General features: G+C 55.5%; 9 protein-coding genes. 8 read left to right on the top strand and 1 reads right to left on the bottom strand.

Translation table 11 applies throughout. The features are described from left to right. The first annotated feature begins 51 nt into the window (after positions 1 to 51). The 4 genes from araD to rluA all read left to right on the top strand — a co-directional run bounded on the left by araD (position 52) and on the right by rluA (position 6,886). A complete protein-coding gene (gene araD / locus AAIR21_RS12225; RefSeq protein WP_032679615.1) occupies positions 52 to 747 on the top strand; it encodes an L-ribulose-5-phosphate 4-epimerase in 696 nt (231 codons plus the stop codon). 74 nt (positions 748 to 821) lie between these two features. Further along, on the top strand, positions 822 to 3,179 hold the full coding sequence (polB, locus tag AAIR21_RS12220) for a DNA polymerase II (protein ID WP_148576535.1): 2,358 nt from the start codon (positions 822 to 824) through the stop codon (positions 3,177 to 3,179). 128 nt (positions 3,180 to 3,307) lie between these two features. Further along, positions 3,308 to 6,214, top strand: coding sequence for an RNA polymerase-associated protein RapA (gene rapA, locus AAIR21_RS12215; protein ID WP_183516768.1), 2,907 nt, complete (start codon positions 3,308 to 3,310; stop codon positions 6,212 to 6,214). A 12-nt stretch (positions 6,215 to 6,226) separates the two neighbouring features. After that, positions 6,227 to 6,886 (top strand): bifunctional tRNA pseudouridine(32) synthase/23S rRNA pseudouridine(746) synthase RluA, encoded by a 660-nt coding sequence (gene rluA / locus AAIR21_RS12210; RefSeq protein WP_014168600.1) that lies wholly within the window; start codon positions 6,227 to 6,229, stop codon positions 6,884 to 6,886. 30 nt (positions 6,887 to 6,916) lie between these two features. Here the strand turns inward: rluA and djlA are convergent, their stop codons facing one another. Then, a complete protein-coding gene (djlA, locus tag AAIR21_RS12205) occupies positions 6,917 to 7,732 on the bottom strand; it encodes a co-chaperone DjlA (RefSeq protein WP_014168599.1) in 816 nt (271 codons plus the stop codon). Between the two features lie 239 nt (positions 7,733 to 7,971). Here djlA and lptD point away from each other — a divergent pair, with 239 nt between their 5' ends. The 4 genes from lptD to rsmA are packed head-to-tail and all read left to right on the top strand — an operon-like array spanning position 7,972 to position 13,467. Further along, on the top strand, positions 7,972 to 10,323 hold the full coding sequence (gene lptD, locus AAIR21_RS12200) for an LPS assembly protein LptD (RefSeq protein ID WP_434681100.1): 2,352 nt from the start codon (positions 7,972 to 7,974) through the stop codon (positions 10,321 to 10,323). 53 nt (positions 10,324 to 10,376) lie between these two features. After that, a complete protein-coding gene (gene surA / locus AAIR21_RS12195) occupies positions 10,377 to 11,663 on the top strand; it encodes a peptidylprolyl isomerase SurA (protein WP_014168597.1) in 1,287 nt (428 codons plus the stop codon). After that, positions 11,663 to 12,649, top strand: a complete 987-nt coding sequence (pdxA, locus tag AAIR21_RS12190) for a 4-hydroxythreonine-4-phosphate dehydrogenase PdxA (protein ID WP_014168596.1) — start codon at positions 11,663 to 11,665, stop codon at positions 12,647 to 12,649. Before surA ends, pdxA begins: the two co-directional genes overlap by 1 nt. Then, positions 12,646 to 13,467, top strand: coding sequence for a 16S rRNA (adenine(1518)-N(6)/adenine(1519)-N(6))-dimethyltransferase RsmA (rsmA, locus tag AAIR21_RS12185; RefSeq protein ID WP_014168595.1), 822 nt, complete (start codon positions 12,646 to 12,648; stop codon positions 13,465 to 13,467). Before pdxA ends, rsmA begins: the two co-directional genes overlap by 4 nt.

Here is a 13,467-nt window from a genome sequence, read left to right as displayed (position 1 = left end):
AGGGGAACCTTTGGCCTGCCGCAGGGCGGGCCTCTTTTCCTGGAGGATTGCATGTTAGAAGATCTCAAACGTCAGGTACTTGAAGCCAACCTGGCGCTGCCCAAACACAATCTGGTGACGCTGACCTGGGGCAACGTCAGCGCCGTTGACCGCGAGCACGGCGTCTTCGTGATAAAGCCGTCAGGAGTGGATTACACGGTAATGACCGCAGAAGATATGGTTGTCGTCAGCATCGCCACGGGCGAAGTGGTGGAAGGAAAGAAAAAACCCTCCTCCGACACGCCAACGCATCGCCTGCTCTACCAGGCCTTCCCGACCATTGGCGGTATTGTGCATACCCATTCGCGTCATGCGACCATCTGGGCGCAGGCCGGCCAGTCCATTCCGGCGACCGGAACCACGCACGCAGACTACTTTTACGGCACCATTCCCTGCACCCGTTTGATGACTGATGAAGAGATCAACGGCGAGTATGAGTGGGAAACCGGCAACGTTATCGTCGAAACGTTTGAAAAACAGGGTATCGATGCTGCGCAAATGCCCGGCGTGCTGGTGCACTCCCATGGACCTTTTGCCTGGGGCAAAAACGCCGAAGATGCGGTACATAACGCGATTGTGCTGGAAGAGGTCGCGTATATGGGCATCTTCTGCCGCCAGCTGGCTCCGCAGCTTCCGGATATGCAGCCAACCCTGCTGGATAAACACTACCTGCGTAAACATGGCGCAAAAGCCTATTACGGGCAGTAAACTGTATATATACCCAGTATAAAATATTCAACCAGGCTATAATCAAGCCTGGTTTTGTTTTATGGGATAGCGGCGTGGCGCAGGCGCAAGAAGGTTTTTTACTTACCCGACACTGGCGGGATACTCCTCAGGGCACCGAGGTGGCATTCTGGCTGGCGACGGACAACGGCCCGCTGCACGTGACCCTGCCGCCGCAGGAGTCCGTGGCTTTTATCCCGAACGATCATGTTGAGAAAGTAAAGCAACTGCTGCGCGGTGAAAATGGCTGGCACCTGACGCCGCTTGAACTGAAAGATTTCCACCGTCAGCCCGTACATGGCCTTTACTGCCGCGCCCATCGCCAGCTGATGCGTTATGAAAAACTGCTGCGCGACGCTGGCGTGACGCTGTATGAAGCCGATATCCGCCCGCCAGAACGTTTTTTGATGGAGCGGTTTATTACTGCCCCCGTCTGGGTCGACGGCACCGCGCAAAACGGCAGCCTTATTAACGCCCGTCTCAAACCCAACCCTACCTACCGGCCGCCGTTGAAATGGGTCTCGCTGGATATCGAAACCACTCGCCACGGTGAGCTGTACTGTATCGGCCTTGAAGGCTGCGGGGATCGGGTTGTTTATATGCTTGGCCCCCCGAATGGCAACGCGTCCGCGCTGGATTTCCGGCTGGAGTATGTCAACAGCCGGCCACAGCTTCTGGAAAAGCTAAACCAGTGGTTTGCCGATCGCGATCCCGATGTGTTGATCGGCTGGAACGTGGTGCAGTTCGATCTGCGCGTGCTGCAAAAACATGCTGAACGTTACCGCATCCCCCTGATGCTGGGGCGCGGAAACAGCGAGCTGGAATGGCGCGAGCACGGTTTTAAAAACGGTGTGTTTTTCGCGCAGGCCAATGGCCGCCTGATTATCGACGGCATTGAGGCGCTCAAATCTGCCTTCTGGAATTTTTCCTCTTTCTCTCTGGAAGCGGTGGCGCAGGAGCTGCTCGGCGAAGGGAAATCCATCGACAACCCGTGGGACAGAATGGATGAAATCGACCGGCGTTTTAACGAAGACAAACCGGCGCTCGCCACCTACAACCTGAAAGATTGTGAACTGGTGACGCAGATTTTCCACAAAACGGAGATCATGCCCTTCCTGCTCGAGCGCGCGACGGTGAACGGCCTCGCCGCTGACCGGCACGGTGGCTCCGTGGCGGCCTTTAGCCACCTCTATTTCCCGCGTATGCACCGGGCGGGCTATGTCGCCCCCAACCTCGGTGACGTGCCGCCGCAGGCAAGCCCGGGCGGTTACGTGATGGATTCCCGGCCCGGGTTGTATGACTCCGTGCTGGTGCTGGACTACAAAAGCCTCTATCCGTCCATTATTCGCACCTTCCTGATTGATCCCGTCGGGCTGGTGGAAGGGATGGCGCAGCCTGACGATTTGCACAGCACAGAAGGTTTTCTCGGGGCCCGCTTCTCACGGGAAAAGCACTGTCTGCCGGAAATCGTGGGAAACATCTGGCACGGTCGCGACGAGGCTAAGCGTCATGGCAACAAGCCCCTTTCTCAGGCGCTGAAAATTATCATGAACGCGTTTTACGGGGTTCTGGGGACCAGCGCCTGCCGCTTCTTCGACCCACGACTGGCGTCATCTATCACCATGCGCGGGCACGACATCATGCGCCAGACCAAAGCGTTGATTGAATCCCAGGGTTATGACGTTATTTATGGCGATACGGATTCCACCTTTGTCTGGCTTAAGGGCGCGCATTCAGAAGAGGATGCCGCGCGAATCGGCAAATCACTGGTGACTTTTGTGAACGCCTGGTGGCAGGAAAGTTTGCAAAAAGAGCGGTTAAGCAGCGCGTTAGAACTGGAGTTTGAAACCCATTTCAGCCGCTTTTTAATGCCCACCATTCGCGGTACGGACCAGGGCAGTAAGAAGCGCTACGCCGGTCTTATTCAGGAAGGTGACAAGCAGCGAATGGTCTTTAAAGGGCTGGAAACCGTACGCACCGACTGGACGCCGCTGGCACAGCAGTTTCAGCAAACGCTTTATCTGCGTATCTTTCGCAACGAGCCTTATCAGGACTACGTGCGTGAAACAATTGCCAGTCTGATGGCCGGTGAACTCGACGCCCAGCTGGTGTACCGCAAGCGCCTGCGTCGCCCGCTGGCGGAATACCAGCGCAACGTTCCGCCGCACGTCCGCGCCGCGCGCCTGGCGGATGAGGAGAACGTGCGCCGGGGACGTGCCCCGCAGTATCAGAACCGGGGAACCATCAAATACCTCTGGACAACCAGCGGCCCGGAACCCGTGGATTACCAGCACTCGCCTCTGGATTACGAGCACTATCTTACGCGTCAGCTTCAGCCGGTCGCGGACGGAATTTTGCCCTTCATCGACGACGACTTTGCTACACTAGTGACAGGGCAACTTGGCCTATTTTGACACGTGACGAAATGGCTGCCATCCAGTACCATAGCGCCCTTTCCATTCCCGGACCCATTTTTCAATGACTGTCTTTTTTGACGGTGGTTGAACTATTGCCTGCAATTTACGATTAGAGCCGAACAAATATGCCTTTTACACTTGGTCAACGCTGGATCAGCGATACAGAAAGCGAACTTGGATTAGGAACCGTGGTTGCCGTGGATGCACGAATGGTTACCCTCCTTTTCCCTGCTACCGGTGAAAACCGCCTGTACGCCCGCAATGATTCCCCAGTGACCCGCGTGATGTTCAACCCGGGTGACACCGTGACCAGCCACGACGGCTGGCAGCTAAAGGTCGAAGACGTAAAAGAAGAGAATGGACTGCTCGCCTACATCGGGACTCGCCTGGACACCGACGAGGCCAATGTCATCCTGCGTGAGGTGCTGCTCGACAGCAAACTGGTATTCAGTAAGCCGCAGGATCGCCTGTTTGCCGGGCAAATCGACCGTATGGATCGCTTCTCCCTGCGCTATCGCGCGCGCAAGTTCCAGAGTGAACAGTATCGTATGCCGTGGAGCGGCCTGCGCGGTCAGCGTACCAGCCTTATCCCCCACCAGCTGAACATCGCCCATGACGTGGGCCGCCGTCACGCACCTCGCGTTCTGCTGGCAGATGAAGTGGGCCTGGGGAAAACCATTGAAGCGGGCATGATCCTGCATCAACAGCTGCTTTCCGGCGCAGCCGAGCGCGTGCTGATTGTGGTACCCGAAACCCTGCAGCATCAATGGCTGGTCGAGATGCTGCGCCGCTTTAACCTGCGTTTCGCTCTGTTTGATGACGAGCGCTATGCAGAAGCCCAGCACGATGCGGACAACCCGTTTGAAACGGAACAGCTGGTGATCTGCTCTCTGGATTTCGTACGCCGCAGCAAGCAACGTCTTGAGCACCTGTGCGATGCCGAATGGGACCTGATGGTGGTCGATGAAGCGCACCATCTGGTCTGGAGCGAAGATGCACCAAGCCGGGAATACATGGCTATCGAGCAGCTTGCCGAGCGCGTGCCAGGCGTCCTGCTGCTGACCGCAACGCCGGAGCAGTTAGGTCTGGAGAGCCACTTCGCCCGTTTGCGCCTGCTCGATCCAAACCGCTTCCATGACTTTGAGCAGTTCGTTGAAGAGCAGAATAACTACCGTCCGGTCGCCGATGCCGTTGCCCTGCTGCTGGCGGGTAAACATCTCTCGAATGACGAGCTCAACACCCTGAGCGATCTGATTGGCGAGCAGGATATTGAGCCTCTGCTGCAGGCGGCCAACAGCGACAGTGACAACGCGGATTCCGCGCGTAAAGAACTGATCGATATGCTGATGGATCGCCACGGCACCAGCCGCGTCCTGTTCCGTAACACCCGTAACGGGGTGAAAGGTTTCCCGAAACGCGAACTGCATACCATCAAATTGCCACTGCCGACGCAGTACCAGACGGCCATTAAAGTTTCCGGCATTATGGGCGCGCGCAAAACTGCTGAAGAGCGTGCACGCGACATGCTCTACCCGGAACAGATTTACCAGGAATTTGAAGGCGATACCGGCACCTGGTGGAACTTCGACCCGCGTGTTGAGTGGCTGATGGGCTATTTGACCGCGCACCGCTCTCAGAAAGTGCTGGTGATCTGCGCCAAAGCAGCCACCGCACTGCAGCTGGAGCAGGTCCTGCGCGAACGCGAAGGTATTCGCGCCGCCGTGTTCCACGAAGGGATGTCCATCGTCGAGCGTGACCGTGCCGCGGCATGGTTTGCAGAAGAGGACAGCGGTGCCCAGGTTCTGCTGTGCTCTGAAATCGGGTCTGAAGGCCGTAACTTCCAGTTTGCCAGCAACCTGGTGATGTTCGATTTGCCGTTCAACCCGGATCTGCTGGAACAGCGTATCGGCCGTCTGGATCGTATTGGCCAGGCGCATGATATTCAGATCCACGTTCCTTACCTGGAAAAAACCGCCCAGTCCGTTCTGGTGCGTTGGTTCCACGAAGGTCTGGATGCGTTTGAGCACACCTGCCCGACCGGCCGCCCGATTTACGATCAGGTGCACGCCGATCTGATCGGCTATCTGGCCGCGCCAGAGAACACCGACGGGTTTGATGAATTGATCAAAGCCTGCCGTGATAAGCATGAAGCGCTGAAATCTCAGCTGGAACAGGGCCGTGACCGCCTGCTGGAGATCCACTCCAACGGCGGTGAAAAAGCCCAGGCGCTCGCTGAAAGCATTGAAGAGCAGGATGATGACACCAGCCTGATCAGCTTCTCCATGAACCTGTTCGACATCGTTGGCATAAACCAGGACGATCGTGGCGAGAATTTGATTGTCCTGACCCCGTCCGACCATATGCTGGTCCCGGATTTCCCTGGCCTGCCGGAAGATGGATGCACCATCACCTTTGAACGTGATGTGGCGCTGTCGCGCGAAGATGCGCAGTTCATCACCTGGGAGCACCCGCTGATCCGCAACGGTCTGGATTTGATCCTCTCAGGCGATACCGGCAGCAGCGCCATCTCGTTGTTGAAAAACAAAGCGCTGCCAGTGGGTACCCTGCTGTTGGAACTGATTTACGTTGTCGAAGCGCAGGCGCCGAAACAGCTGCAGCTCAACCGCTTCCTGCCGTCAACGCCTGTGCGTCTGCTGCTGGACAAAAACGGCACGAACCTCGCCGCTCAGGTTGAATTCGAGAGCTTTAACCGCCAGCTGAGCGCCGTGAACCGCCATACCGGCAGTAAGCTGGTCAACGCGGTACAGCAGGATGTGCACGCTATTCTGCAGCTGGGTGAAACGCAGATCGAAAAAGCGGCCCGGGCGCTGATTGATGCCGCACGTCAAGAAGCCGACGACAAACTGTCCGCGGAACTCTCCCGTCTGGAAGCGTTGAAAGCGGTAAACCCAAACATCCGCGATGACGAACTGGCGGCGATCGAGAGCAACCGTCAGCAGGTGCTGGAAAGCCTTAATCAGGCAGGCTGGCGTCTGGATGCCCTGCGTCTTATCGTTGTGACGCATCAGTAAACGGAGCGCAAGATGGTGATGGAGCCTTACAATCCACCTCAGGATCCCTGGCTGGTGGTGCTTTATCAGGATGAGCACATTATGGTGGTCAACAAGCCCAGCGGCTTGTTGTCCGTGCCAGGGCGTCTGGATGAGCACAAAGACAGTGTGATGACGCGTATTCAGCGTGATTATCCTCAGGCGGAGTCTGTCCATCGTCTGGACATGGCCACCAGCGGTGTGATTGTAGTGGCGCTGAATAAAGCGGCGGAACGCGAGCTGAAACGCCAGTTCCGCGATCGCGAGCCGAAAAAGCAGTATGTCGCACGTGTCTGGGGGCATCCTCAACCGGCGGAAGGTCTGGTGGATTTACCGCTGATCTGCGACTGGCCAAACCGACCAAAACAAAAGGTCTGTTACGAAACCGGCAAAGCAGCGCAAACCGAGTATGAAGTGCTGGAGTACGCGCCAGATAACACTGCGCGCGTGCTGCTTAAACCGATTACCGGGCGCTCGCACCAGCTGCGTGTCCATATGCTTGCGCTGGGGCACCCGATTCTGGGGGACAGATTTTACGCGCCGCCCGATGCACTGGCGCTGGCGCCACGCCTGCAGCTGCATGCGCAGACGCTCACCATCACCCATCCGGTTTTTGGCAATGCAATGACGTTTAAAGCCCCAGTCGACTTCTGAAAAAAAGGCCCGACAGTGTCGGGCCTTTTTTTATTTGAAACTTTTCTTCTCTTTAATCAACTCGTACGCTTTCTGAATTTCCTGCGCTTTTTGCTTCGCCATCTCCATCATCTCCGGCGGTAAGCCTTTCGCGACCAGTTTGTCCGGGTGGTGCTCACTCATCAGCTTACGATAGGCACGCTTGATGGTGGTCACATCGTCCGATGGCTTCACCCCCAGCACGTTACAGGCATCCTCCAGCGTCGGCCCCCGCTGCGCCTGCTGCCAGGCACCGCCAGAGGACTGCTGGTGATAGCCGCCGCCAAACTGCGCACCGCCCTGCATCATGCGCAGGAACTGGTCGAACTGCATACGGGAGATGCCCAGTTCTTCCGCAATAACATATAAAACATCGCGTTCATTAGGATGAAGTGAACCATCGGCAAACGCCGCCTGGATTTGGATCTCCAGAAACATCCGAATTAAATCAAAACGGCCGAAGCAGATGCTGCGGAACTGACGCATTTTATCGCGTAGCGGATAGTTATCCGCTTTGCCGATGCGAAACGCATTTTGTGCCGCGAGACGGGAGTCACCATGCAGATTCATGCGGTCCATAAAGACGCTGGCTATCTGAATATCGGCTTCCGTCACACGCCCTTTTGATTTGGTTAAGTGCCCCATCACCTCAAACGTGGTGGAGAAAAAGAGGGACTGACGCTCACGCTGATTGGCAAACCAGGCCATTTTGCGGCTGCGAGCCTTATCAAACATATGGCCGATAATAAGCCCCAGTACGATCCCCCAGAACCCGGCACCCATGATGATGGCGAACGCAACGCCGATTATTTTACCCCAATACTGCATATACTCCCCGGTTAGTCATGTTCCTGGCCGACGCAACGTCATCATCACAGTGTTCAAGCCACGGTCAATTGAAGGACATCGCCTATAATTTGCTTTATCATACTCGTCATTCGATAGCGAGCCTAACACTCTGGCGCGCAAACGGGCAGGATTAACGCTGGTACTGCGCTGATGAGTAAGATAGTCTCTGAGCGTTTGTAAGCCGTAGCCACTGATGACGGAACAATAAAATACAACGTATGAAAAAACGTATCCCCACCCTCCTGGCCACAATGATTGGCACCGCCCTGTACAGCCAACAGGGACTGGCGGCCGATCTCGCCTCGCAGTGTATGCTTGGCGTCCCAAGTTATAATCGTCCACTGGTAAAGGGCGATACGAATAGCTTGCCGGTAACCATTACTGCCGATAGCTCTAAAGGCACATATCCTGACAATGCGACATTTACTGGCAATGTGGATATTAACCAGGGCAACAGCCGTCTGCAGGCAGATGAAGTGCAATTACACCAGAAGCAGCCGGAAGGTGCGGCCGAGCCGGTACGAACGGTGGATGCGCTGGGTAATGTGCACTATGACGACAATCAGGTCATCCTGAAAGGTCCGAAAGCCTGGTCAAACCTGAATACCAAAGACACTAACGTCTGGGAAGGTGATTACCAGATGGTAGGTCGCCAGGGGCGCGGTGATGCGGACCTGATGAAACAGCGCGGTGAAAACCGCTATACGATTCTGGAAAACGGCTCCTTCACGTCCTGTCTGCCCGGGTCTAATACCTGGAGCGTGGTCGGAAGTGAAGTCATCCATGACCGTGAAGAGCAGGTTGCCGAGATCTGGAACGCCCGCTTCAAGCTCGGTCCGGTACCCGTTTTCTACAGCCCTTACCTGCAGCTTCCTGTGGGTGACAAACGCCGCTCAGGTTTCCTGATCCCGAATGCCAAATACAGCACCACGAACTACTTTGAGTTCTATCTGCCGTATTACTGGAACATCGCGCCCAACATGGACGCCACGATCACGCCGCACTATATCCATAAGCGCGGCAACGTTATGTGGGAAAACGAGTTCCGCTACCTGACGCAGGCGGGTACTGGCCTGATGGAACTGGATTATCTGCCGTCGGATAAAGTCTTCCAGGATGAGCATCCAACAGAAGGTGATAAACACCGCTGGTTGTTCTACTGGAAACATGCCGGGGTGATGGACCAGGTCTGGCGGTTTAACGTCGACTACACCAAAATCAGCGACCCTTACTATTTCAACGACTTTGACTCCAAATACGGGTCCAGTACCGATGGCTACGCCACGCAGAAATTCAGCGTGGGATACGCTATTGAGAACTTCAACGCCACGGTCTCTACCAAGCAATTCCAGGTCTTTGATACCCAGACGAGAAGCACTTATGGTGCAGAACCGCAGCTGGACGTTAACTGGTACCAGAACGATGTTGGCCCGTTTGACACCCACGTGTACGCCCAGGCCGTGCACTTCGTTAACACCAACTCGGATATGCCGGAATCCACGCGTGTTCACCTCGAGCCAACCATCAATTTGCCGGTGTCAAATGACTGGTCGAGCCTGAATACCGAGGCCAAACTGATGGCCACCCATTACCAGCAGAAGAATCTCGACTGGTATAACAACCGTTACGGCACCGATCTCGAAGAATCCGTGAACCGCGTCCTGCCGCAGTTCAAAATGGACGGCAAACTGATCTTCGAACGCGATATGGGTCTTCTGGCGGAGGGTTATACCCAGACGCTTGAGCCACGTATGCAGTATCTGTACGTCCCGTATCGCGATCAGAGCAACATTCAGAACTATGACTCCTCATTCCTGCAGTCTGACTACAGCGGTCTGTTCCGCGACCGTACCTACGGTGGCCTCGACCGTATTGCGTCAGCAAACCAGTTAACGACCGGCGTCACAACGCGCGTTTATGATGATGCCGCCGTTGAACGTTTTAACGTTTCTGTTGGTCAAATCTACTATTTCACCGAGTCCCGGACCGGTGATGACGACATTAACTGGGAAAAAGACAACAAAACGGGTTCTCTGGTGTGGGCGGGTGATACCTACTGGCGTATGACCGATCGCTGGGGTTTACGCGGGGGTGTGCAGTACGATACGCGTCTCAACAACGTTGCGACAAGCAGTGCGGCGATTGAATACCGTCGTGATGAAGACCGTATGCTGCAGTTGACCTATCGTTACGCCAGCCCGGAATATATTCAGGCCACGTTGCCAAACTATGCGAATACGGATCAGTACAAAGACGGCATCTCGCAGGTGGGTGGCGCAGCGAGCTGGCCAATCGCCGATCGCTGGTCAATCGTCGGTGCTTACTACTTTGACACCAACACCAGTAAACCTGCTGACCAGATGGTTGGTCTGCAATATAACTCCTGCTGCTACGCGCTGCGTGTCGGTTACGAACGTAAGCTTAACGGCTGGGATACCAAGAATGAACAGGGCAAATACGATAACGTGATTGGCTTTAATGTCGAACTGCGCGGCCTGAGCTCCAACTACGGCCTGGGCACGCAGCAGATGCTGCGCTCGAACATTCTGCCGTACCGCAGTTCCTTGTAATGTGCTTAATTTGCAACGTAATCCGCTTTGCGGTTAATTGAAATGGAAAAAGTATGAAGAACTGGAAAACGCTGCTGCTCGGTGTCGCTATGGTCGCGAATACCAGCTTCGCGGCCCCCCAGGTTGTTGATAAGGTCGCCGCTGTGGTTAACAACGGCGTCGTGCTCGAAAGCGACGTTGACGGTTTGATGAAATCTGTGAAGCTCAATTCGGGTGAAGCAGGTCAGCAACTTCCGGATGACGCTACCCTGCGCCATCAGATCCTGGAACGTCTGATCATGGATCAGATTGTCCTGCAAATGGGTCAGAAAATGGGTGTGAAGGTCACTGACGAGCAGCTCGATCAGGCCATTGCTAACATCGCGAAGCAGAACAACATGAGCCTGGACCAGATGCGCAGCCGTCTGGCCTATGATGGCATCAGCTATGCAACGTACCGTAATCAGATCCGTAAAGAGATGCTGATTTCGGAAGTACGTAACAATGAAGTCCGTCGCCGCGTCACGATCCTGCCTCAGGAAGTGGACGCGCTGGCAAAACAGGTGGGTAACCAGAACGACGCCAGCACCGAACTGAACCTGAGCCACATTCTGATCCCGCTGCCAGAGAACCCAACCTCCGACCAGGCTGCGGAAGCTGAAAGCCAGGCGCGTTCGATTGTCGAGCAGGCACGTAACGGCGGTGACTTTGGCAAACTGGCCATCACCTACTCCGCTGACCAACAGGCGCTGAAAGGCGGCCAGATGGGCTGGGGACGTATCCAGGAGCTGCCTTCCATCTTTGCTCAGGCGCTGAGCACGGCGAAGAAAGGTGACATCGTGGGTCCCATCCGTTCAGGCGTGGGCTTCCACATCCTGAAAGTGAACGATCTGCGCGGTCAGAGTCAGAACATTTCGGTTACCGAAGTTCACGCTCGCCATATTCTCCTCAAGCCGTCACCTATCATGACTGACGATCAGGCGCGCGTGAAACTGCAACAGATTGCCGCAGACATTAAGAGCGGAAAAACCTCGTTTGCGAATGCCGCGAAAGAGTTCTCTCAGGATCCCGGCTCTGCTAATCAGGGCGGCGATCTGGGCTGGGCGGCCGCGGATATCTACGATCCTGCGTTCCGTGACGCACTGATGAAGCTGAACAAAGGCCAGATGAGCGCCCCGGTGCACTCCTCCTTCGGCTGGCATCTGATCGAACTGTTGGATACCCGCAATGTTGATAAAACGGACGCGGCGCAGAAAGACAGAGCCTACCGCATGCTGTTTAACCGTAAGTTCTCTGAAGAAGCAGCAACCTGGATGCAGGAACAACGCGCCAGCGCTTATGTGAAAGTACTGAGCAACTAATGAAACAGCATCGTGTTGTGATCACTCCCGGCGAACCTGCCGGGATTGGGCCTGACCTCGTTGTCCAGCTCGCCCAGCGCAGCTGGCCGGTGGAACTGGTTGTCTGCGCTGATGCAACACTGTTACAAGACCGGGCAACGCTGCTCGGTCTGCCTTTAACGCTCATCCCCTACGTTGAAGGCCAGCAGCCTGCACCACAGCAAGCCGGCACGCTTACGCTTCTTCCTGTTCCACTTCGTACTCCCGTCATCCCGGGTCAGCTCAGTACCGAAAACGGCCACTATGTTGTAGAGACGCTGGCGCGTGCCTGCGACGGTTGCCTGAAGGGCGAATTTGCCGCCCTGATCACCGGTCCCGTGCACAAAGGCGTTATCAACGAGGCGGGGATACCGTTTACCGGGCACACGGAGTTCTTTGAAGAGCGCTCGCACAGCCCGAAAGTGGTCATGATGCTGGCGACAGAAGCAATGCGCGTTGCCCTCGTGACGACCCATTTGCCCATCAGGGCCATTCCGGATGCCATTACTCCGTCTCTTTTACGGGAGATCATCGGGATCCTGCATCACGACCTGCAAACCAAATTCGGCATCAAACAGCCGCATGTGCTGGTCTGCGGCCTGAACCCGCACGCCGGTGAAGGCGGACATATGGGTACCGAAGAGATCGACACCATTATTCCGGTGCTTCAAGAAATGCGGGCAAAAGGGATGAACTTAAGCGGGCCGTTGCCTGCCGATACCCTTTTCCAGCCAAAATACCTGGATAATGCGGACGCCGTGCTCGCGATGTACCACGATCAAGGCCTGCCCGTGCTAAAATACCAGGGCTTTGGCCGCGGGGTGAATATCACCCTCGGTTTACCTTTTATTCGAACGTCCGTTGACCACGGTACTGCGCTGGATCTGGCAGGCCAGGGGAAAGCGGATGTCGGCAGTTTTATTACGGCGCTTAATCTCGCCATCAAAATGATTGTTAATACTCAATGACTAATCGAGTCCATCAGGGCCACTTAGCCCGAAAACGCTTCGGGCAAAACTTCCTCAACGATCAGTTCGTGATCGACAGTATCGTGTCTGCCATTAATCCGCAGAAAGGTCAGGCTATGGTCGAAATCGGCCCGGGTCTTGCCGCTCTGACTGAACCCGTAGGCGAACGCCTGGACGAACTGACCGTTATCGAACTCGATCGCGATCTCGCCGCACGCCTGCAAACTCATCCGTTCCTGGGGCCAAAGCTGACGATTTATCAGCAGGATGCCATGACCATGAACTTTGGTGAGCTGTCGGAAAAAATGGGCCAACCGCTGCGCGTGTTCGGTAACCTGCCGTACAACATTTCCACACCGCTAATGTTCCACCTGTTTAGCTATACTGATGCCATTGCCGACATGCACTTCATGTTGCAAAAAGAGGTGGTTAACCGTCTGGTTGCAGGGCCGAACAGTAAAGCGTATGGTCGTTTGAGCGTGATGGCGCAATATTTCTGCAACGTGATCCCGGTGCTCGAAGTACCGCCAACCGCCTTTACGCCGCCACCAAAAGTGGACTCTGCGGTAGTGCGTCTTGTACCGCATAAAATAATGCCGTACCCGGTGAAAGACCTGCGCGTGCTGAGCCGCATTACTACGGAAGCGTTTAACCAGCGCCGTAAAACGATCCGTAACAGCCTGGGCAATCTGTTTACCGTTGAAGTGCTGACTGAGTTGGGTATTGACCCGGCAATGCGTGCAGAAAATATTTCCGTAGAACAGTACTGCAAGCTGGCTAATTACATCAGCGAAAATGCGCCGCCGAAGGAGAGTTAA

It is taken from the genome of Enterobacter sp. PTB, assembly GCF_051130085.1.
Lineage (GTDB): Bacteria > Pseudomonadota > Gammaproteobacteria > Enterobacterales > Enterobacteriaceae > Enterobacter > Enterobacter ludwigii.
Note: the sequence above shows the minus strand (reverse complement) of the source record. Positions and strands in the feature narration are given on the sequence as shown.

What these genes read in the sequence shown, in the direction of transcription:
- surA (WP_014168597.1), top strand. Translation starts at nt 10,377, where the DNA reads ATGAAGAACTGGAAAACGCTGCTGCTCGGTGTCGCTATGGTCGCGAAT.
- rapA (WP_183516768.1), top strand. Translation starts at nt 3,308, where the DNA reads ATGCCTTTTACACTTGGTCAACGCTGGATCAGCGATACAGAAAGCGAA.
- djlA (WP_014168599.1), bottom strand. Translation starts at nt 7,732, where the DNA reads ATGCAGTATTGGGGTAAAATAATCGGCGTTGCGTTCGCCATCATCATG.
- pdxA (WP_014168596.1), top strand. Translation starts at nt 11,663, where the DNA reads ATGAAACAGCATCGTGTTGTGATCACTCCCGGCGAACCTGCCGGGATT.
- rsmA (WP_014168595.1), top strand. Translation starts at nt 12,646, where the DNA reads ATGACTAATCGAGTCCATCAGGGCCACTTAGCCCGAAAACGCTTCGGG.
- lptD (WP_434681100.1), top strand. Translation starts at nt 7,972, where the DNA reads ATGAAAAAACGTATCCCCACCCTCCTGGCCACAATGATTGGCACCGCC.
- rluA (WP_014168600.1), top strand. Translation starts at nt 6,227, where the DNA reads ATGGTGATGGAGCCTTACAATCCACCTCAGGATCCCTGGCTGGTGGTG.
- araD (WP_032679615.1), top strand. Translation starts at nt 52, where the DNA reads ATGTTAGAAGATCTCAAACGTCAGGTACTTGAAGCCAACCTGGCGCTG.